The sequence below is a fragment of the Dyadobacter sp. HNCC25DJ185 genome (assembly GCF_056895195.1).
On record NZ_JBXHAR010000002.1, the window covers coordinates 782,553 to 803,821 of the forward strand.

Here is a 21,269-nt window from a genome sequence, read left to right on the forward strand (position 1 = left end):
TCTTCTGGCGTATCGAAAAAATTCAGTACGCCAGAAAACTCCGGAATTCGGAGTCGATCTGAAAGGCCATTACACCTGCGGCCAGCATGCGTTTACAGTCGGCGGCGGCATCCCTCATCATGTCCGCGGATTTCCTGTAATGAAATTTATTGACCGCGGCGACGACGAAAATTTCGTGTGCACCCGCCCATTCCACGTCCTCCCGGGTCAAATTAGCTGGTCTTTCGAAAAAGAAATAATGGGCTGGCTTGTAGCCGGGCCGCTGCATGTTTTCTTCGAGCTGTCTGCGTGAGCAGCTGAGCCTGACCTTGCCCGTAAAAAAATCGGTTGATTCGTCCGTTCCGATCATAAGGGCCGTTTCGCGGAGATGATACTGATCCAGCAAACCGATCAGTTTGCTGAACAAGGCTGTATCCAATCCGGCGATTTTGTTGTCGAGCATGACAGCCAGCTTATTTTTCCGGCAAAACCGGAATACCTCTTCCAGTTTTAAGGGGGTATTACCGTCCAGTTTACTTTTCAGCTTCCTGATGTCGCCCCATACGAGGTCGGTCACCTTTTTTTCCATGCCGTAATACCTTTTCAAATCGGCATCGTGATGGGCGATCAGGATACCGTCTTTGGTAACCCTGACGTCCGTTTCAATCATCTGATACCGATCCTCGGCCGCCCTTTTTAAAGCTGGCAGCCCATTTTCAGTATAGGTACTATCTACAACCCCTCCGCGATGGGCGATCAGAAAAGGGTAGGTCTGCGCATTCGACTGGCATGTTGCGGCAAAGCACAAGCAGAGGAAAATCAAGGCGCTTATTGTTTTCATACATTTTATTTACCAAAAAAAGCAATTTAAAAAAACCAGCCGCCTAAATTACCGTCGAAAATCAAAGACAACAGATTGATAATATATTATCGAAAGAATTGTCTCACAAAGTTTCACTTCACGTAACAATTCAGATCATGAATAAAGCCATTTCTATCGCTTGTCTGCTTATCGCTTTCTCCGGCTTCCTCGGCCTGAATGCACAGGATATGAAGGAAAAATACCGGCCCCAGTTCCACTTTTCGCCCAAGGCGAACTGGATGAACGACCCGAACGGCATGGTTTACCACAATGGCATTTATCATTTGTTTTTTCAATATTATCCCAACGACAAAGTCTGGGGTCCGATGCATTGGGGCCATGCAACCAGCAAGGACATGGTGTCGTGGACAGAGCAGCCGATTGCATTGTATCCTGACAGCCTGGGCTATATTTTCTCGGGAAGTGCGGTTGTGGATGCAAAAAATACGTCGGGTTTTGGAAAAAATGGCAAGGGTCCCCTGGTCGCTATTTTTACGCACCACAATCCGGTCCTTGAAAAACAGAACACCGGAAAACACGAATACCAGAGCATTGCCTACAGCCTGGACGATGGCAAGACCTGGACCAAATACCAGGGTAACCCAGTGCTGCCAAACCCCGGAATCACCGACTTTCGCGATCCCAAGGTAAGCTGGTATGCGCCGCAGAGGAAATGGATCATGACCCTGGCAACCAAAGACAGGATTACCTTTTATTCGTCACCAGACCTGAAAACCTGGAAAAGGGAAAGCGAGTTCGGGGCAGATGCAGGGGCTCATGGCGGCGTTTGGGAGTGTCCCGATCTATTTCCGATCATGCATAATGGGAAGCAGGTTTGGGTGTTGATTGTCAATATCAATCCGGGCGGGCCTAATAAAGGGTCGGCCGGGCAGTACTTTCTGGGCGACTTCGACGGCACGGATTTCAAGGCCTATTCCAAAGAAACAAAGTGGCTGGATTTCGGGGCAGACAATTATGCTGCTGTCACTTTCTCCAACACAGGCGACCGGCGGATACTGATGGGCTGGATGAGCAATTGGCAATATGCCAACCAGGTACCCACCGATCCCTGGCGCAGCGCCAATACCATTGCCCGTGAACTGGGACTTAAAGCAGTCGGTAAAGAGCTATACCTTACTTCGGTACCCGTAAAAGAGCTGGATGCATGGAGTACAGCCGGTTTCTCAGAAAAAAGCCTGAAAATAAAGGGCCAGATTGACCTTAGCTTCAAGGCCAAAAACAGCAGCGGACTCTTTCGCCTCGATTTTGACGCAAAAAATCCCGCTGACTTTGCGATCGTATTGGCCAATAAAACGGGGAACGAGCTGGTGATAGGCTACGATAAAGCAGCAAACCAATATTATATCGATCGTTCAAAATCAGGTAAAATTGATTTTGAAAAGGGTTTTGGAGAAAAACACAGGGCGCCCCGATTGTCTCAGGACCCCGAAATGCATATTACCCTGATCGCCGATGCTGCGTCGGTAGAGCTCTTCGCAGATAAAGGGCTTACTGCCATGACCGATATCTTTTTCCCGGATTCTCCTATGTCCGGACTATATATTAAGTCTGCCTCAGGGATTACCCTGGATCAATTAAAATATACGTTATTGAAAGCTTCGGTTGCGTTAAAGCGATAATGTCGGGCATCGTTTCCGTGCAACTTCTAATCTCTGAGGTATTTTGTTCTGGAGGTATTGTTGCAGCCAGCTATGATGATCTCGTCCCCTTTCAGTTCGATTTCCATGGTGGCACAATAGGCGCAGTCCACATAGAAGCAGACCGGATTGACAGGCAGACTGGGATCCGGCTTCACATTGAACACGGCTCCATTCACTTTCAAGGCGTTCGGTGCGCAACACCTCGGTAGGCCGGTGCTATCTAGTAATATCCCATCCGGTCTTACAGAAAAAACATCCGGTTTCGACTGATGCACAGTCTCCCAGACTTTACTCTCGCCACTTGGGACTTCGTAAGCAGTCAGCCTCCATTTACCAACAAGGCCTCCGAGATCGGAAAGCTCAACGGCGTCCTTTTTACAATTGATGAGGACAAAAACAAGCAAGAGAAAAGAGATCAGGTTTTTCATAGGGGAAGTTTTTTAGTCAGGACTGCTTTTAATTCTGAATGGTTGTAACCGGCAGAACAATACATTATTTTTTTTCCAACACATAAAAGAACATGTCTGTCCGCTTTTCAAAACCCAGTGATTCATAAATTTTAATTGCACGCCCATTATCCGCTTTGACATGTAAAAACGGAATTTCGGAAGCCGCCTGGACGCGCTTGACCTGGCGAAGCAGGAGTTTGCGTGCATACCCTTTCCCCAAATAATCGGGGTGGGTACATACTGCGCTGATTTCCGAGAAACCCTCCGGATGCATGCGTTGTCCGGCCATGGCAACGAGCCTGCCATTTTCGAAAATACCCTCGTAATGCCCAAAATCGATGGTCCTTGGAAGAAACGGCCCGGGGTTTGTGAGCTGTGTCAGGTCGAGCATGGCAGGAATGTGTGCTTTTGTCAGCCTTTCCGGTTCAACGCCTTCTGTTGCCGGGCTGTCGGGGCCTTGATAAACCATCTGAAAACCCTCTACGCACATCCGCTTTTCCCATGGGTCAAAAATCTCAGGTTTTTCACTTGTAACGAGGATAACCGTATCGTTGAAAGGAACTATCCGGTGCAAATCTGTCAGATGCGCCTGATGAGGTTCGGCTATCGCAACGAAAGGCGAAATATCTGGTAAAAAGTAAGCTGCTTTTTCGGTACGCCTGCCCAATGACCGGTTATTGGATGCCAGCGCATGCCAGGCCGGATTATCGAGGATATGTTTCATGACATTGAAGCGCTAAGTGGTTGCCTTACGGCCCCAAAAGTAGCACAAATTCAATTTTTGCCCTTATGCAATGTCAGGGCGCTTTTAGATCGAACCGAAAATCGCGGGACTAACCTTGTCATGTACACCGCAAGGCGACTCGGCTTCTTCCAGCGATTTCAGTGCACGCTCCACCATATCCTGCCCATTCCGCAATGCCGTTTCATAAGCGCTGTTCAGGATACGGCCGAATTTGCCCAGTTCCTCATCCGTATCCCACAGGCCGGAATGGTGCCATATTTCCAGTTGGTCCCAATCGGGCCGGTCGATCACCGGATAAAGGCAAATTCCCCACAGTGGCACATTGTTACCAATCGCCTTTGCACATTGCTCGGCGACCATCCGCATCCATAGGGGCCGGTCGATGCCGGAGTGGCTCGTTTCCGAAAGCACAATTGGCTTATGGTAACGCAAAAAGGCCTTCTCAAGGAGTTCTGCCAGCGGTACCCACCGGGGATCGGGGACCGGGTCGTTCCAACCCAGAAACTCGAAGCTGCCCACGATCCATTGGTTATTGTAATAGTAATTGAGGCCCAATATGTCCAGCAGATCTTCGCTCCCGCCCAGTTCGGGACATATCCTTCCGCAAAGCATATCCGTACACTGAAATTGCTGTTCATTTTCGGTGACCGCCACGGCCAGTTCATTCATGCCAGGATTCAACACCGGCACCATGTTAACCAGGGGCTCAGTGGTCATGATCAGAGCCCCGGGAAGGATCCTTTTTATAGCTTTCACTGCCGCAATGTAGGCTTTCATCAATGCATATTTGACCTCCCAGCCGTTGTTTACAGCATAAGGGGTAGTAGCACCTACCTGGCCGCCCAGCCACGAAATGAAGCTTACCTCATTCACCGGCGTGACGATCAGTGTCCCTCCGGGATTGTGTCGACCGTAAAAACGGGTAAATGCCTCGCAAAGTGCTACAAAGCGTGGTGTAAAGTGCGGATGCAGGGGACTTAGGTCATCTGGATAGCCAAAGTGGCATATATCCCAGATCTGCTGTACCCCGCATTCCCTGCCCGCTTCCATCATATCGCCAACTGCACCGAAATCATACTGATACGGCTTGTATTCGACCACACTCCATCTGATCCCCTCCCGGACAGTCGATATCCCCAGCGCTTTGATCCTCCGATAATCCGCGCGCGTCAGGGCGAGGTGTCCCGTCATTTCAAGCAGGTCCACTCGCTCGCCGCTGTTGTTCAGTTGGTCGCTGCATTCGAAGCCCCCCATCCAGAAAGATCGGAACGGCGTCGCTCCGCCCCCTGGCATTGTCATCAGGTCCTGCATCGGTTTAGCTGGCATTTTTAAACTCGCTGGACAAAATCACTTCGTTCTTTTCAATCATTGTGGATTGCATCAAGTCCCGCATCGCCTCGAAAGTGTGCTGCCACGACTTATCCGCAAGAAATGCATCCACGGCGTTCAGCCATGCTGCATTTCCCATGTTGCCCGATTCATGCTCAATAGCCGACACGAAGTCACTCGCTTCTATCCCCACACTTACCAGACCGTTTTTAACATAAGGAATAACCACGTCGCTAATCGCTGTAGAAACCACAGGCCGACCAGCGGCCAGGTATTCGGGTGTTTTAGTAGGGCTGACAAACCGGGTCGACTCGTTGAGCATAAAAGGGATCAACGCCACCTTCCAGCCGGAGAGGTAATGCGGCAGGTCCTGATAGCTTTTGCCGCCCAAATAATGGATGTTGTCGGCAACGGGCAGTGTAGCGGGATCAATCTTCACCACCGGTCCGATCAGAACCAGTTGCCAGTCGGGCCTCTGCTCCGCAATGCCACGGATCAGCTCTTTATCAAAACGCTCGTCAATCACGCCATAATAGCCTATTTTCGGGCCACGGATCGATGCCTGGTCTGCTGGTTCCGAAAGAATGTTACGCGCTTTTTCAAAATGCTCCTTGTCGATACTGCTTGGAAACGGATGAATGTTGTAGTGGCTTGATTTCTTCGCCTCAAAAAGTGTGTGACCGCCTGTGAAAACAATGTCAGCCTCGTCGAAAAGCTGTGACTCCATCGCTTTCAGCTCCGGAGGCGCAAAGTTAAAGGCCGATAATTCATCCATACAGTCATAGACGGTAAGACCCGGTTTGAAATCACTCGAAAAGGCAAGGGACATAGGCGTGTAATACCAGAAAATAAAGTCTGCAATGTCCCTGTCGGTGAAAAATGAGCGTAAAAGTGACTTCATGATCCGGTTCACATCCCCGGCACTGGCACCCGGTGACAAATGCGGTACACAGACCCAAAGTCCGGGGGTTTTCTGAACAAAGGAAATGAATGGCCTGCCTGCACAGTCATAAAGCGGTTCTTCCAGAAAATACACCTTCGAAATCTCCGCGAAACGGGTCATCAGGTGCTGCGGGCGCTGGTAAACAAAATCCCATCTGAGGTGGGAAAAGCAAAGTAAATTCCCCGGTAAGTCAATAGTCATGTCAATGAAGTAAAGTGATAAGTAATCGTTCTTGCCATCTGGGGCGCGTTTATGCGCCCGAAAAATCCAGCCCCTTTATACAATAAGAATTGTGCCAGCCATTTTGGTGCAAAAAAATGGCGAACCGGGACGAGGCAAAGCCGGACGCGAAATGGCTCCGTCCGCAGTCACATGCTCCGGCAGCAAAACACCTTCCTTACCTCCCGGCTGAATGCGCGCAGCCATCGGTTCGCACTCTCTAAGAATATAACAATTACAAGATATTCTAGTCCAAAACGAGACCAGAAAGTTTGATTTTCGCCATTCGTAGCTGCACAAAATAAAAACACCACAAATGATATTTTCGTAACACATTAAACTACTTCAATAAGTTTTTTCGGAATTTAATTTTGAATTAAATGACACACCCCAAATTAAGAAGGCCGTGAGTAACCTCGTTTTTACCAAAATTATCGCATCATAAAAGGATATTAGCAAGAACCCCGGCAGGCCCGCCGCAGGGCTAAATTGTCATTTTTCTTTTTAGTTAATTTATCGAGGTAAACGAAAACTTGAAAGAATATGAAAGCTAAATTACGATGGTTATTGTTGCTGTTTTGCGTGGTCGGTGCCGCAAGGGCGCAGACTGTCTCGATCTCCGGTGTGGTTGTAGCAAAGGAGGATAACCTGCCAATGCCCGGGGTTACCATCCGGGTTGCGGGCACCTCCTCAGGAACTCAGACGGACGTTGACGGGAAGTTTAAGATCGACGTAGCACCTGCTTCCAAACTCGTGGTGTCCTTCATCGGGTTCACGACGGTGGAGGTGCCGGTTACGTCCCAGAGCAGCTATAAAATTGAGCTGACTGCTGAGGCAAAAGCTTTGCAGGAGTTGGTCGTGGTAGGCTACGGCGAACAAAACCGGCGTACCGTCACCGGGGCCATTTCAACCGTTTCGGCCGAACAGATCAAAAATATCCCTAGTCCCAGCCCCGACCAGCTGCTCCAGGGCAGAAGTCCCGGTGTGCAGGTAAGCGCGGGGTCCGGCGAGCCGGGAACGAGCATCATGGTGCGCGTCCGCGGAGCCACCTCCATCAATGCCAGCTCAGAACCTTTGTATGTGATTGACGGCGTGCCTATCGTATCACAAAACCTGGCACGGACCTCTTTCGGCCAGCCCACAAACCCTCTGGCCGATCTGAACCCTTCCGATATTGAATCGATGGAAATCCTGAAAGATGCCTCGGCCACGGCAATCTATGGAGCAAGGGCTGCAAACGGCGTGATCCTGATCACTACCAAACGGGGGAAATCAGGCAAGCCCAAAATTTCCATTTCATCCTATGTGGGTACTTCCAAAGCATGGAGGGACCCGAACGAGCTTCGCGTAGACGGCCCTACATTTGAGAAATTGCAAAACGAAGCGTCTGCCAATAACTGGATTGACACTTACGGATCACTTTCGGCGACAAGTCCCTCCGGAGCGACATACAAGCCACAATATGCCGACCCGGACCATACCATCAACACCAACTGGATCGACCCGATCATGCAGAGCGGCGCGCTTTACAATATCGATGCGTCCATTTCCGGAGGTAACGAGCGGATCAAATACCTGGTGTCGGCCAATACGTTCAAGCAGGAAGGCATCATGAAACCGACGTTGTTTGACCGCAAAACTTTCAGGGCCAACCTGGACTTTGCTGCTTCCGATGCGATCAAATTCGGTACCAGCATTTTTTACTCCAATAGCAAACGTAACCGTATCCAGAATGGGAACAACACTACTTCGGCCCTGGCCAACGCATTCTTCTATCCAAGTAATGTACCGATTTATAACGCCGACGGAACCTACAACCGCCCTGTATGGGAAAACCCGGTAGCTATCGTGAATGAAATGGACTACCTGATGAATACCGACCGGATCATCGGGAATGTGTTTGGCGACTGGAAAATTTTGAATGGGCTTGTGTTCAGGACCAACTGGAGCATCGACAACAACTACATTTCTGAAAACAACTATTCGAATACGAACCTTATTGCAGGTGCAGCCGTGGGCGGCACCGCCACGAACAGTGTCGTCCGGGATTTCAACTGGATCAACGAAAACGTATTGACCTATCAGTTCAAGATCGCGGGCTCCAATAACTTCAATATCCTGGTGGGTAACACGCTTCAGAAAAATGTGAACAACGCTACATCTGCAACAGGAAGCGGCTTCCCAAGCAATGAGTTCAAAACCATTGCCTCGGCAGCTGTAAAGAATTCAACCGCCGACCAGACCTCGTGGGGCATTGCCTCGTTCTTCGGGCGCGTCAACTACGATTTTCAAAAGAAATACCTTTTCACGGGTAACGTCCGTTACGACGGCTCGTCCCGTTTCGGCGCCAACCACCGCTGGGGTATGTTCCCCTCCGCGTCTGTGGGCTGGGCTGTGTCCGAGGAAAATTTCATGAAAACGGTGAAGGTCATCTCAGAACTGAAACTGAGAGCCAGCTATGGTGTGACAGGTAACCAGAGCGGCATCGGAAACTTTGCGTCCCTCGGATTGTGGGGTGGACAAAGAGGCGGGCTACGTGGTGGTGGCGGCGTGACGCCGGGCTCCGGCGGGGCGGCAGCTTATGCCGATTTCCCTGGCTTCAACTCGATCCAGCTGGCTAACCCCGACCTGAAATGGGAAACTACCGCGCAATTTGATATTGGCGTGGACGTAGGCTTCTTCCACGACAAGCTGAATGTGACCTTGGATTATTATAACAAACAAACCAAAGACATGTTGCTGGAAGTGCCTGTGCCACGTTCAACCGGATACAGCACGCTGATCCAGAACTACGGTGCAATGGAAAACAAAGGTTTTGAATTGGGCATCAATGCCTCGGCGGTCCAGAAGGAGAATTTCAGCTGGGATATTGCATTCAACCTTTCCCGCAATAAAAACCTGGTAAAGAAGCTGGCCGCACCGATCAGCGCATTCACAAGGGATTATATCCGGATTGAAGAAGGTTATCCGTTGTTTTCATTTTATGTGCACGAACAGTTGGGCGTGGATGAGCAAACCGGGAACATCATCTGGAATACAGGCAGCGACGATATTTTCAATGTAAACACCGACCGGTTCATCCTGAAAAAGAGCGCATGGCCCGACTTCCAGGGCGGCCTTACCAATACTTTGCGTTACAAGGCTTTTGACCTGATGGCGTTTTTCCAGTATAGCTACGGAAACTACGTGTTCAACTACAACAGGTTTTTCTTCGAACACGGCGGCGAGCGTACCACGGGATACAGCTCCCAGCAATTAGACCGCTGGCAGAAACCGGGCGACAAAACGGATATCCCGCGTATGGCCCACGTGAACTACGACACCAATTTCCGCCCTTCCCGCCACGTGGAGGATGCCTCTTATCTGCGTCTGAAAAACATCAGCCTTGGCTTTACGGTACCCAAATCGATTGCCGGTAAGATCGGTATCGGAAGTGCACGGATCTATGTCGCGTCGCAAAACCTGCTCACTTTCACCAAATACACAGGATTGGATCCGGAAGTATCGGTCAGCCCTTCTGAAACAGTACAGGGTGTCGACCAGGGCGTGATGCCGCAGCCACGTGTGTTCATGGGTGGAATCAACTTAACATTCTAATTATCAAACACGATGAAAAAGATACTGACAGCAATATTATTGATCACCAGTGTTTCTGCCTGTAATGTACTGGACATCAAACCCTTGTCGCAAATCAGCAGCAGCCAGGCCTTCGCAAACCTGAACAGCGCAGAGGGGGTTGTGAACGGGATGTATAACAACCTGCAGACGGTTTATATGTGGCGTGTACAGGTGATCAGCGACGTGGCTTCCGACATGTCGCAGCAGGTGGATACCTGGGATGCCCTGATTTCCGCGGATGAATTCAATTTCAGTGCGGACAACTCGGAGGTGGAAGATTTGTATACCTCGCTCTACCGGTGCGTGGATATCTCCAATTCCATCATTGCCAATGTTCCGGAAATGACCGTCGCCCAAACCAACAAAGACGATCTGATGGGTCAGGCTTATTTTGTGAGAGGCTTGTCTTACTTCGACCTGGCGCGCTTTTTCGGCGGGATTCCCAATGTATACGGAACCGACGGTGTGGTGATCAAGCTCACCCCTTCCGTGGGTATTACCGAAGCGGATTTTTCGCCGCGCAATACCCTGCGCGAAACCTATGACCAGGTTGAAAAGGACCTTCTGGAAGCGATCGCCAAACTTCCTGAAACACGTGCTTCGACCCTGCTTAGCAAAGCCAAGGCCACAAAAAGCGCCGCAAGAGCATTGCTTGCACGGTATTATCTGTACAACCAGCAATGGGACAAAGCAGAAGAACTCGCGACTGCGGCCATCGCCAATCAATCCCTGAGCACTTCATTCGACGCGATCTTCAAATCAAAAAACACAGCTGAATCCCTGTTTGAGTTACAGTTCAACGCAACCGACGGTGCCGGGCTGAGACAATGGTATTTCCCTTCCAGCCTGAGCGGAAGAGGTGGTACCGCACTGCACGACCAGATGTATGCCGACATCATCGCAGATCCTTCCGACGTGAGGGCCGCCTTCACAGCCAAGAATACCACTGCCAACGTTTTTTATCCTACCAAATGGAGCACCGCACAAAATGCGGACAACGTACAGGTGCTGAGAATGGCAGAACAATTCCTGATCCGCGCTGAAGCCCGCGCTGAACTGGGCAAGCTGGCTGGTTCCCTGGAAGACCTCAATGTGGTCAGAAAGCGTGCCGGTGTGGCACCGGGCACCGCAGCAACAAAAGATGCGCTGATCACGGCAATCCTAAATGAACGGAAGCTGGAGTTCGTAGGTGAGGGGATGCGATGGTTTGACGTAATACGCCGCGGACTGGCACTCACCACCTTTGGCGCTGTAAAAAGATCAAAAGGAAGCCTTCCCTCCTACTCCATCAAGGTCGCTGGAAAACAGGTATTACCTATTCCTTCCGCCGAGATACGCACCAATACCAGTGTCGTTCAAAATGAAGTATACCGCTAATTCCAAACCTTTCAATTCCATATTAATTCCAGCCGTATGAAACAATTCCTCACCATTTGGATGCTCGCCGCCGTTGCAGTGTCGTCCTCATGGGCCCAAAACCGCACCATCAAATTCGACACGGACGTGGTTACCAAAGACCAGGTCACCATTAAAGGCCAGAAGGTATCCTATACCGCCACGGCAGGCAACCAGCCCGTCTGGGATGAAACAGGGAAGGCCATCGCAAGCTTGTTTTATGTTTACTACGAACGTACCGATATCGCCGACAAATCGGTGCCAAGGCCGTTGGTGATTTCTTTCAATGGCGGCCCCGGTGCGGCATCTTGCTGGATGCACCTCGGTTACACGGGGCCAAAACGACTTTTAATAGACGACGAAGGGTACCCGGTACAGCCTTATGGTATCCAGGACAACCCAAATTCTATCCTGGATGTAGCCGATATCGTTTATATTGAGCCAGTCAATACCGGCTTTTCGAGGGCGGCCAATGATTCTATTCCTAAATCCAAATTCTTTGGTGTGACCGCAGACATCAAATACCTGGCCGAATGGATCAATAATTTTGTGACAAGAAAAAACAAGTGGGGTTCAGCCAAATACCTGATCGGCGAAAGCTACGGAACCACAAGGGTCTCGGGCCTTGCCCTGGAACTGCAAAATGCGCATTGGATGTATCTGAATGGCGTTATACTGGTATCACCGACCTCACTGGGCATTGACCGGGGAGGTCCGGTGGCCGCCGCCAATTTACTTCCGTACTACTCCGCAACAGCCTGGCACCATAAAGTGCTGGCACCCGAACTTCAAAATAAGGACCTGACCGCCATGCTGCCCGAGGTAGAACAATTTACCATCAACGAACTGATCCCCGCGATCACGAAAGGCGGTTTTTTAGAGCCGGAAAAACGAAAAGCGGTCGCAGCGAAAATGTCAAAGTATTCAGGGATTTCCGAGAAAGTGATCCTCGAACATAATCTGATGGTGCCAACGGGCTTTTTCTGGAAAGAGCTCTTGCGCGACAAGGGTTACAACATCGGCCGCCTGGATTCGAGATACCTGGGAATCGACAAGGAAACTGCGGGCGAAAGGCCCGATTATTCGGCCGAAAACACTTCCTGGCAGCATTCGTTTACACCGGCCATTAACTATTATTTGAGAGAAGTGCTGGGTTACAAAACGGACCTGAAATATTTCGTGGCCGGACAGACCCGTCCCTGGGACAGGGAAGGCGCCAATACGGATAACACCGGCGAAAACCTGCGGCAGGCCGTTGCCCAAAACCCCTATCTGCACGTCATGATCCAATCGGGATACTATGACGGTGCCTGCGATTACTTCAATGCAAAGTATAATATGTGGCACATGGACCCGAGTGGAAAATTGAAGGACCGGTTCGAATGGAAAGGCTACCGCAGCGGGCATATGATGTACCTGAGGTCCGAAGATCTGGTGACGTCCAATGAAGATGTCAGAAATTTCATCAGAAAGACCACACCGAAACCAGGCCAGCCTGCGAAGTACTAATCAGCAGGTCAGTTATTTACATTCCCAATCTGTTATTCATTTTTACAAAATATATCCCATGAAGCAAATATTCGTACTTGCTGTACTTGCTCTGACGGTAATTTCCCCGTTAGCAGCACAAAGACCCGCTCGTCCCGGAGCCGGAGGCCCGGGAGCCGCTGCACCGGCCGCACCAACCCCTGATGCCAAGCCAGAAGCTAAAGGAAAACCAGACACAAAACCAGAACCACCCATCTCCCCATTGCCGAAACCGGTGAAGCTGCTGCTGGATTCGGCCAGCACGCTTAACCAGTCTGTAACCATCAAGGGTGTTAAAATACCCTACAACGTCACCGTGGGCACGCAGCCGGTCTGGGATGAGGCCGGTAAAGCAATAGGAGGTGTCTTTTACACCTATTATGAAAGATCGGACGTCAAAGAACGCAAAACCAGACCGCTGGTAATCTCCTTCAATGGCGGTCCTGGAACTGCCTCTGTTTGGATGCACCTGGCCTATACCGGCCCCAAATTGCTTAGCATTGACAGTGAGGGTTACCCCGTGCAGCCCTATACGGTGAAAGAAAACCCAAACTCGATCCTGGACATTGCCGATATCATTTACATTGACCCGATCAATACCGGGTACTCCCGGCCCGCCAACAAAGATGTGCCGAGATCGAAATTCTTCGGGACCAATGCAGACATCAAGTACCTGGCTGATTGGCTGAACACGTTCGTAAGCCGTAAAAACCGCTGGCTGTCACCCAAATACCTCATCGGGGAAAGCTATGGAACCAACCGTGTGTCCGGCCTTGCGCTTGAACTCCAGAATGCCAACTGGATGTACCTCAACGGTGTCGTACTGGTTTCCCCTACCAACCTGGGTATTGACCGCAAGGGGCCGGTAGGCGACGCCAACATGCTGCCCTACTACGCGGCAACTGCCTGGCACCACAAAGTGCTTCCGGCCGATTTACAGCAAAAAGACCTGGTACAAATGTTGCCGGAGGTAGAGCAGTTCACCACTTTTGAACTGATTCCCGCGCTGGCTATGGGCGGCTTTATCGATCCCGCCAAAAAGAAAGAGATCGCCGCAAAAATTTCGCGCTATTCCGGTTTGTCCGAAAAAGTAGTAATGGAGCACAATCTGGTGATCCCGGCTTCCTTCTTCTGGAAAGAATTGTTGAGAAGCCAGGGAAAAACCATCGGCCGCCTGGACTCACGCTACCTGGGCATCGACAGCGAAGACGCTGGTGAAAGGCCGGACTACGCGCCGGAACTGACCTCATGGCTGCATTCTTTCACGCCTCCGATCAATTACTATTTCCACGAAGTGCTGAACTACAAAACCGACCTGAAATACTACATGTTCGGCCCCGTACAGCCTTGGGGAAGAACGGGTGACGACACGGATAAAACCGGCGAAAACCTGCGTCAGGCCATGGCCCAGAACCCTTACCTGCATCTGCTGGTACAATCGGGCTACTATGACGGCGCCTGCGATTACTTCAATGCGCAGAACAATATGTGGCAAATGGATCCAAGCGGCAAGCTGAAAACCAGGATGGATTGGAAGGGGTACCGCAGCGGCCACATGATGTACCTGCGCCAGGAAGACCTCGTGTCCGCTAACAATGATCTCCGGGATTTTATCAAAAAGGCAACCCCGAAACCGGGACAACCTGCCAAATATTGAGATCAATTACCTTAATTGAAACAACCGAACAATGCCCGCAAAATTTGCGGGCATTGTTCGGTAAAAACTTAAAAATCAAACCCATCTTCCAATGCGTAGACTAACAAAATGGGGTGTCATTGCATTGAGCCTGACATGGCAATTCGGTGCTATGGGCCAGGGAACATTGAAAGCACCCGAAGTGAAGGAAGGCGACGGCCCTTATCCCCAGCTGATCATACGCGGGGCAACCCTCATCAACAGTACACTTGCGCCACCTCTTGGCCCGGTGGACATTGTGGTCGAGAAAAACAGGATCGTCGCCGTTACCACCGTAGGCGTAGAAGGCCAGCCGATAGATGCCAAACGCCGGCCCGTCTTGAAAGCAGGCGGTAAAGAGTTACAGGCAGAAGGCATGTACCTGATGCCTGGGTTTATCGACACCCATGCGCACATAGGAGGAGGTAACAAAAACGCCCATGCCGAATATGTGTTCAAGCTCTGGATGGCACACGGCGTAACCACGATCGCCGAACCCGGCAGCATGAACGGTCGCGAATGGACATTGGAAGAGAAGGAAAAGAGTGCCAAAAACCTGATCACTGCGCCGCGTATCAGGGCATATTCCCGGTTTGGCCTGGGCGGCACCGCACCGATCTCAACACCCGAACAGGCACGCCAGTGGGTGCAGGAAAATGCAAAAGCAGGTTCGGACGGTATCAAATTTTTCGGCGCCGCACCGGAGATCATGAAGGCCGCGATCGACGAAAATAAAAAGCTGGGCCTTCGCTCCATGATGCACCATTCGCAAACGGACGTCGGACGGTGGAACGCATTGAGCAGCGCCCGCGCAGGGCTCAATTCCATGGAACATTGGTACGGTTTGCCTGAGGCGCTTTTCGCCGACCGTACAGTCCAGAACTATTCGCTGGACTACAATTACACCAATGAACAGGACAGGTTCGGCGAAGCGGGAACGCTCTGGAAACAGGCCGCACCGCCATTTTCGGAGAAATGGAATGCCGTCATGAACGAAATGCTGGCGCTGAATTTTACCTTGTCCCCTACCCTCAATATCTATGAAGCAAACCGCGACCTGATGCGGGCAAGACGGGCGGAGTGGCACGAAGATTACACCATGCCCCAGCTATGGAAATTTTACGAACCAAGCTGGAATTCTCACGGATCCTACTGGCACTCATGGGGTACCGAGCAGGAGATCCAATGGAAAGAGAACTACCGGCTCTGGATGATTTTCCTGAACGAATACAAAAACCGGGGCGGAAGGGTAACCACCGGCACGGATGCGGGCTTTATCTACGAACTTTTCGGATTTGCCTACATCCGGGAATTGGAATTGCTGCGCGAAGCCGGTTTTCATCCGTTGGAGGTAATCAAAGCGGCTACACTCAACGGCGCCGAGTCATTGGGATTGGACAAAGACCTGGGCAGCGTCGAAATAGGAAAACTAGCCGATTTTGTGTTGGTCGAAGAAAACCCGCTTAAAAATTTCCAGGTGCTTTATGGTACGGGCGCGATCAGGCTCATGCCGGATAACAAGGTAAAAAGGGTCGGAGGGGTACGGTATACCATCAAGGACGGTGTTATTTATGATGCCAAAAAGCTGTTGGCAGATGTGAAGAAAATGGTCGATGATGAAAAGGCGAAAACCGGGATAAAAATTGTCCAGCCGGGGATGGAGCCTAAATAAAAACCACTTTCTCTGGGATCCCCGGGCTGAAGCCCGGGGCCAATGATTGGTCGAGCCTCTGGCTCTTTGCATACTGTGATGTAAGAGCCAGAGGCTCGACCGATTTCCTGACTACGGATTTCAATCCGTAGCAGTTTGATAAAAGCGGCTGCTGGGATTGCCAGCGCGGAAGCCCGGGGCCAGTGATTGGTCGAGCCTCTGGCTCTTGCATACTGTTGTGCAAGAGCCAGAGGCTCGACCGATTTCCTGACCACGGATTTCAATCCGTTGCAGTTTGATAAAAGCTGCTGATGGCATCAACATTGCCAGCGCCGAAGCCCGGGGCCAATGATTGGTCGAGCCTCTGGCTCTTTGTATACTGTGATGTAAGAGCCAGAGGCTCGAATGATTTCCTGACCACGGATTTCAATCCGTAGCAGTTTGATAAAGCGGCTGCTGGGATTGCCACCGCCGAAGCCCGGGGCCAATGATTGGTCGAGCCTCTGGCTCTTTTGCATACTGTGATGTAAGAGCCAGAGGCTCGAATGATTTCCTGACTACGGATTTCAATCCGTAGCAGTTTGATAAAAGCGGCTAGGATCGACATTGCCAGAGCCGAAGCCCGGGGCCAATGATTGGTCTAGCCTCTGGCTCTTTTGCATACTGTGATGCAAGAGCCAGAGGCTCGCCCGATTTCCTGACTACGGATTTCAATCCGTAGCATCCGTAGCAGTTTGATGCCGGATGCGATTGTTTCGGATGCCGGCGACAGCAACGGATATCTATATACGCCAATCAGGGTTTTGTCTTTTTAAGCGAACTTGTGCCGAAATTCCCTTTTGTAATCGCTTGGGGACATTCCGGTGGTTTTCTTGAATACCCGGTTAAAGTTGATCGCGCTGTTGAACCCTGTCTTGTAGGCTATGGTAGAAATGCCATCATAATCCCCGCTGATGATCTTCTTGCAGGCCTCGTTGATCCTGATTTCATTCAGGAAATTATTGTAGGTCTTCCGGGTATGCTGTTTGAAATATTTGCAAAAAGCATGAGGGGTAATATGTGCAATGGAAGCGATCTTGTTCAACGTAATGTTTTCTGCATAATTCTCTAATGTGTACTGGAAAATATCATTCATCCGGTTCCCGTCCGATTCGGAAAATGGCTGGTCGAAAAAACCTGTTGAGAGTGATTTCCAGCTGGTCACGTGCGTAGAAAAATACTGGAACATCTCGAACAGAGACAGCAGACGTTCCAGATTGCTCTGACCCGTTATCTTGCGGATAGCCGACGCCACATGCGCGCTAAACTCTTCCGGCAATTGCAGTCCTGTGGTACAGGACCCGATGAACTTCCTGATCGAACCGAACTCGGGTAACTGGAAAAAAGCTTCGGGAATACGTTCCAGATCGAAAAAGATATGGATCGCATGTGCGCTGTCCTTCTCCATATTGGCGAAATACGAAGGATTGGATTTGAAAATATGCGGCTGGTTGGCAGCAATCACATACACATCCCCCGATTTGAAGGCCTGTGAATAGTTGCCGACAATCAAAGTCCCTTCACCTTTGATGATCAGGCTGATCTGAAGTTCTTTGTGCCGGTGCAGGAAATTGTAAAAGTGTGGTAATAAATCTTCTTCTACCACTACGGCATCTTCTTTGGGAACAGGCGGAGTAAATTGAAGTACTTTCATAGGTTTTGAGTTATGGGTTAGCGTATTAAGAATTTAGGATTGAATGTCAAAATCAGACGGACCAAGGCTTGCCCTAGTCATGCTACTTTTTCTTAAAATATTAAAATTTCAATATCTGTATTTCCAGGAAAACTCCTGACTCATTGTCGGCATTGCGCCTGGAAACAAAACTGTGCGGATATTCTGTTTAGTTGTGCCTGCCAAGTGCGTTTTACAACCTATACCAATATTATCATTTTTCTTCGATAAAGCTATGGCTGGATTAATATTTGTTAAGTATTAGCGAAAAATTATTAAATATTATCACCCTCCATTTGATTGCCCCAAGCCCTTTTTAAAGGCAAAAACGGGTCTGAGCCCAATAAAAAGGCAATTCCCGTTTTTATATTATTTTAAGTGCCCTTGTTGTGCTAAAAAAGAAAAAAAGTCGCCAGGCGTCTCCTGCGCATCTCTTTACCCAGCAGAAATGCTTCACGCCCGGTCTGCCCGGCCACCGAACTGTTTTCCTGGGCTCTCCTCAGCAAATAGGGTATCACGTCAGTCACGGGGCCATAAGGCAGGTACTTGCTGGTACTATAACCTTTTCTGGCCAGGTTGAAACTGATGTTGTCGCTCATGCCATACAACTGCGAAAAGAATACCTGCCCGTTGCTGCGTGACAGCTGCTTCTCTTTCAGTTTTTCGGTGGTGTAAAAGTTGCTATACTCGTTATGGGTGGCAACAACAACCGAAATATCGTTCAGATTTTCCAGGCAAAAGCGGACTGCCTCATTGTAATCCCGATCGGTTGATCCTTTATCCGGTTGTATCGGCGACGGTTCATTGCGCTCCTTCGCCCTCAACGCCTCCTTTTCCATGTAAGCGCCCCGGACGAGCTTAACACCCAGGTAAAAATCGAGCTTCATTGCAACCTGATGACTGTCTTTTAAAAATGCAAGCTTGTCATGCCTGTAGAGTTGAATGGTATTATAGACCGTCAGCCGGTCGCGATTATAGGATTGCATTGCGAGCATTGTAATACCATCCACCGTGTTCTGAACCCACGATTCTTCAGCATCGATCAGCACGCCCATCTGATGCTCCAGGGCTGCCTTGCAAATCTCGAACGTCCTTTCCAGCACCTGAATCCATTCGCTGATCTCGTCCTGTCCCAGTTCACTGGTATCTATGAAAATCCCGTCCGGGCGGATCGTAACCCGGTCGTTAAGCTTTTCGAGGAGCCCGAAACGGGCCAGGGCTGTAATTTTTACGCTTATAAAAGGAATATTTTTCTGGGTCGAGGCGTACAGGACCGCTTTGATAAATTCCTGCTTGGTATGATTAAAGTTCGCCTCGCCCGCTTTCGCCTCGGCCCCGTAGTCAAGGATCACGTCCACGCCATGGTTTCCCAGCTTGTGGATAACGGGCGTCGCTTTTTCCAACGTTTCCCCACCGACGAACTGGCTGTAAAGCGTATGTTTCAAAATCCCGTTCACCGGTAAATTCCATTTGATGGCGCCGAGGATCATGCTGGTACCGAAGGAAACCAGCCGGTTGAACCGCATAGCCCTGAACATCCAGAATGCATTTCTCAATTCTCCGTCCGACTTATAGGCAAATGCATGCTCCGAGTCCTCGAACATTTTCTCCATATTGTCTTTGATGCTTTTTTATTCAAAAATAAAGGGCAAATTTTCAGATTTCCGGTTTTGCCAATTTCTGATTAGAGATGGATAATTTGCGATTAAACCGAATTAGTCCGGCTGGTTTACCTTTGATCAGAATGTAATTATTTCAATGTCAGGACGCCGTATCGCAGCTGATCCGACGATATAAAATTCAGAAAAAAATCAAACCTATTAAAGACCCCAATATGGCTAACGGATTTTTCAGCACCCCCGATCTGCAAAATGAAATTGTTCTTGATTATGCCCCAAACAGTGCTGAGAGATCAAAACTGATCGCCACATTGAAAGAGGCCAAGTCAGTTGAAGCCGACATTCCATTGTATATCGGGGACGGAGAAATCAGGACCGGCAAAAAAATAGCCATAAAACCACCTCACGAACATGCGCACATTCTTGGATATTACCATGAAGGCGATAAAAGCCACGTCAGGCTCGCGATCGATACTGCACTTGCGGCAAAAGCCGGATGGGAGGCCATGCCGTGGGAAAACCGGGCAGCTATCTTCCTGAAGGCTGCCGACCTGATCGCCGGGCCTTACCGGTATAAACTGAATGCGGCCACGATGCTGGGGCAGTCAAAAAATGCCTATCAGGCCGAAATCGATTCTGCCTGTGAGCTTATTGATTTCCTCCGGTTCAACGTAAAGTTCATGACCGAGATCTATGCCATGCAGCCAGCCTCGGGCAAAGGCGTCTGGAACCAGACCGAATACCGGGCGTTAGAGGGTTTTGTATACGCCTTGACGCCCTTCAATTTCACAGCCATATCAGGAAATCTGCCCTCTTCGGCTGCGATGATGGGTAATGTAGTCGTATGGAAACCCTCTGAAAACCAAATCTATGCTGCGGCAGTGATCATGGAAGTTTTCAAAAAAGCGGGGTTGCCCGCTGGCGTCATCAACCTGATCAGCGTCGACGGCCCCATGGCGGGCGACGTGATTTTCAGCCATCCCGAATTTGCCGGTCTGCACTTCACCGGTTCCACCGCGGTATTCCAGTCGATCTGGAAAAATATCGGATTGAATATTCACAGATACAAAAGTTATCCCCGCATTGTGGGCGAAACAGGGGGCAAGGACTTTGTGCTCGTGCATGAAACCGCCGACGTGGACGTGGTCGCTACAGCCTTGGTCCGGGGTGCTTTCGAATACCAGGGGCAGAAATGCTCAGCGGCTTCCCGCGCTTACATACATCGCGGTTTGTGGCCCGCCGTGAAGGAAAGGGTACTGAGAGATCTGGAAACGATTCAGATCGGAACAGTTGAAAACTTTGAAAACTTCGTCAATGCAGTGATTTCGGAAAAGGCATTTGACCGGATCGCTGCTTATCTGGATCAGGCCAGAATGGATCCCGAAGCGGAAATCATTGCAGGAGGAACATACGATAAGTCGGTCGGTTACTTTATTGACCCAACGATCATCGAAGTGTCTGATCCGTCCTATGTTACAATGCGTGAAGAGATTTTCGGTCCGGTACTTTCAGTTTACGTATATGATGATTTCGACGGAATCCTGGACGTGATCGACAGTACTTCCATTTACGCATTAACCGGCTCTGTGATCTCCACGGACCGCCATGCAATTGATAACGCATTGGTAAGATTACGGCATTCCGCTGGCAATTTTTACATCAACGACAAACCCACCGGGGCGGTCGTAGGCCAGCAACCGTTTGGGGGTGCACGCGGATCGGGGACCAACGATAAAGCCGGATCTATTTTGAACTTGTTGCGCTGGGTATCCGCCAGAACGATCAAGGAAACATTCGATCCACCGAAGGCATATCCGTATCCTTTTTTGCAAAAAGACTGATTTATTTCAAAACAGTATTTCTTTTCGACCCGACGGCTTATTTTG

The 21,269-nt window shown here is 50.0% G+C and carries 14 protein-coding genes; 7 read left to right on the plus strand and 7 right to left on the minus strand.

Annotated features, from left to right (window positions below):
- Positions 1-22: 22 nt before the first annotated feature.
- Positions 23-820, minus strand: coding sequence for a glycerophosphodiester phosphodiesterase (locus AC1XUF_RS08505; protein WP_483341261.1), 798 nt, complete (start codon positions 818-820; stop codon positions 23-25).
- A gap of 137 nt (positions 821-957) precedes the next feature.
- Between AC1XUF_RS08505 and AC1XUF_RS08510 the strand changes: the two genes are divergently transcribed.
- A complete protein-coding gene (locus AC1XUF_RS08510) occupies positions 958-2,481 on the plus strand; it encodes a glycoside hydrolase family 32 protein (RefSeq protein ID WP_483341262.1) in 1,524 nt (507 codons plus the stop codon).
- Positions 2,482-2,507: 26 nt separating this feature from the next.
- Here the strand turns inward: AC1XUF_RS08510 and AC1XUF_RS08515 are convergent, their stop codons facing one another.
- From AC1XUF_RS08515 to AC1XUF_RS08530, 4 genes are all read right to left on the minus strand, one after another.
- The gene (locus AC1XUF_RS08515; protein ID WP_483341263.1) at positions 2,508-2,930 is read right to left on the minus strand and encodes a hypothetical protein; all 423 of its coding nucleotides are present in this window, start codon (positions 2,928-2,930) and stop codon (positions 2,508-2,510) included.
- 64 nt (positions 2,931-2,994) lie between these two features.
- Complete coding sequence (locus AC1XUF_RS08520) at positions 2,995-3,675, minus strand: GNAT family N-acetyltransferase (RefSeq protein ID WP_483341264.1); 681 nt, start codon at positions 3,673-3,675, stop codon at positions 2,995-2,997.
- Between the two features lie 84 nt (positions 3,676-3,759).
- Positions 3,760-5,022, minus strand: coding sequence for an amine oxidase (locus AC1XUF_RS08525; RefSeq protein WP_483341265.1), 1,263 nt, complete (start codon positions 5,020-5,022; stop codon positions 3,760-3,762).
- On the minus strand, positions 5,012-6,169 hold the full coding sequence (locus AC1XUF_RS08530; RefSeq protein WP_483341266.1) for a glycosyltransferase family 1 protein: 1,158 nt from the start codon (positions 6,167-6,169) through the stop codon (positions 5,012-5,014). Before AC1XUF_RS08530 ends, AC1XUF_RS08525 begins: the two co-directional genes overlap by 11 nt.
- Positions 6,170-6,730: 561 nt before the next feature.
- Between AC1XUF_RS08530 and AC1XUF_RS08535 the strand changes: the two genes are divergently transcribed.
- The 5 genes from AC1XUF_RS08535 to AC1XUF_RS08555 all read left to right on the plus strand — a co-directional run bounded on the left by AC1XUF_RS08535 (position 6,731) and on the right by AC1XUF_RS08555 (position 16,074).
- Positions 6,731-9,784, plus strand: a complete 3,054-nt coding sequence (locus tag AC1XUF_RS08535; RefSeq protein ID WP_483341267.1) for a SusC/RagA family TonB-linked outer membrane protein — start codon at positions 6,731-6,733, stop codon at positions 9,782-9,784.
- A gap of 12 nt (positions 9,785-9,796) precedes the next feature.
- On the plus strand, positions 9,797-11,182 hold the full coding sequence (locus AC1XUF_RS08540; protein ID WP_483341268.1) for a RagB/SusD family nutrient uptake outer membrane protein: 1,386 nt from the start codon (positions 9,797-9,799) through the stop codon (positions 11,180-11,182).
- A gap of 36 nt (positions 11,183-11,218) precedes the next feature.
- Positions 11,219-12,709: a S10 family peptidase gene (locus tag AC1XUF_RS08545; protein ID WP_483341269.1), complete on the plus strand. Its 1,491-nt coding sequence runs from the start codon at positions 11,219-11,221 to the stop codon at positions 12,707-12,709.
- Between the two features lie 58 nt (positions 12,710-12,767).
- The gene (locus AC1XUF_RS08550; protein ID WP_483341270.1) at positions 12,768-14,384 is read left to right on the plus strand and encodes a S10 family peptidase; all 1,617 of its coding nucleotides are present in this window, start codon (positions 12,768-12,770) and stop codon (positions 14,382-14,384) included.
- Positions 14,385-14,535: 151 nt separating this feature from the next.
- The gene (locus AC1XUF_RS08555; protein ID WP_483341288.1) at positions 14,536-16,074 is read left to right on the plus strand and encodes an amidohydrolase family protein; all 1,539 of its coding nucleotides are present in this window, start codon (positions 14,536-14,538) and stop codon (positions 16,072-16,074) included.
- 790 nt (positions 16,075-16,864) lie between these two features.
- Here AC1XUF_RS08555 and AC1XUF_RS08560 read toward each other — a convergent pair.
- Together AC1XUF_RS08560 and AC1XUF_RS08565 are read right to left on the minus strand one after the other, a co-directional pair.
- The gene (locus AC1XUF_RS08560; RefSeq protein WP_483341271.1) at positions 16,865-17,746 is read right to left on the minus strand and encodes an AraC family transcriptional regulator; all 882 of its coding nucleotides are present in this window, start codon (positions 17,744-17,746) and stop codon (positions 16,865-16,867) included.
- 410 nt (positions 17,747-18,156) lie between these two features.
- Positions 18,157-19,377 carry a proline dehydrogenase family protein gene (locus AC1XUF_RS08565; RefSeq protein ID WP_483341272.1) on the minus strand — a complete coding sequence of 407 codons (1,221 nt, stop codon included), beginning with the start codon at positions 19,375-19,377 and terminating at the stop codon, positions 18,157-18,159.
- Between the two features lie 221 nt (positions 19,378-19,598).
- Here AC1XUF_RS08565 and pruA point away from each other — a divergent pair, with 221 nt between their 5' ends.
- Positions 19,599-21,224 (plus strand): L-glutamate gamma-semialdehyde dehydrogenase, encoded by a 1,626-nt coding sequence (pruA, locus tag AC1XUF_RS08570; protein WP_483341273.1) that lies wholly within the window; start codon positions 19,599-19,601, stop codon positions 21,222-21,224.
- The last annotated feature ends 45 nt before the right edge of the window (positions 21,225-21,269 follow it).

What these genes read in the sequence shown, in the direction of transcription:
- AC1XUF_RS08555 (WP_483341288.1), top strand. Translation starts at nt 14,536, where the DNA reads ATGGGCCAGGGAACATTGAAAGCACCCGAAGTGAAGGAAGGCGACGGC.
- AC1XUF_RS08525 (WP_483341265.1), bottom strand. Translation starts at nt 5,022, where the DNA reads ATGCCAGCTAAACCGATGCAGGACCTGATGACAATGCCAGGGGGCGGA.
- AC1XUF_RS08565 (WP_483341272.1), bottom strand. Translation starts at nt 19,377, where the DNA reads ATGGAGAAAATGTTCGAGGACTCGGAGCATGCATTTGCCTATAAGTCG.
- AC1XUF_RS08515 (WP_483341263.1), bottom strand. Translation starts at nt 2,930, where the DNA reads ATGAAAAACCTGATCTCTTTTCTCTTGCTTGTTTTTGTCCTCATCAAT.
- AC1XUF_RS08520 (WP_483341264.1), bottom strand. Translation starts at nt 3,675, where the DNA reads ATGAAACATATCCTCGATAATCCGGCCTGGCATGCGCTGGCATCCAAT.
- AC1XUF_RS08505 (WP_483341261.1), bottom strand. Translation starts at nt 820, where the DNA reads ATGAAAACAATAAGCGCCTTGATTTTCCTCTGCTTGTGCTTTGCCGCA.
- AC1XUF_RS08550 (WP_483341270.1), top strand. Translation starts at nt 12,768, where the DNA reads ATGAAGCAAATATTCGTACTTGCTGTACTTGCTCTGACGGTAATTTCC.
- AC1XUF_RS08540 (WP_483341268.1), top strand. Translation starts at nt 9,797, where the DNA reads ATGAAAAAGATACTGACAGCAATATTATTGATCACCAGTGTTTCTGCC.
- AC1XUF_RS08535 (WP_483341267.1), top strand. Translation starts at nt 6,731, where the DNA reads ATGAAAGCTAAATTACGATGGTTATTGTTGCTGTTTTGCGTGGTCGGT.
- AC1XUF_RS08560 (WP_483341271.1), bottom strand. Translation starts at nt 17,746, where the DNA reads ATGAAAGTACTTCAATTTACTCCGCCTGTTCCCAAAGAAGATGCCGTA.
- AC1XUF_RS08510 (WP_483341262.1), top strand. Translation starts at nt 958, where the DNA reads ATGAATAAAGCCATTTCTATCGCTTGTCTGCTTATCGCTTTCTCCGGC.
- AC1XUF_RS08545 (WP_483341269.1), top strand. Translation starts at nt 11,219, where the DNA reads ATGAAACAATTCCTCACCATTTGGATGCTCGCCGCCGTTGCAGTGTCG.
- pruA (WP_483341273.1), top strand. Translation starts at nt 19,599, where the DNA reads ATGGCTAACGGATTTTTCAGCACCCCCGATCTGCAAAATGAAATTGTT.
- AC1XUF_RS08530 (WP_483341266.1), bottom strand. Translation starts at nt 6,169, where the DNA reads ATGACTATTGACTTACCGGGGAATTTACTTTGCTTTTCCCACCTCAGA.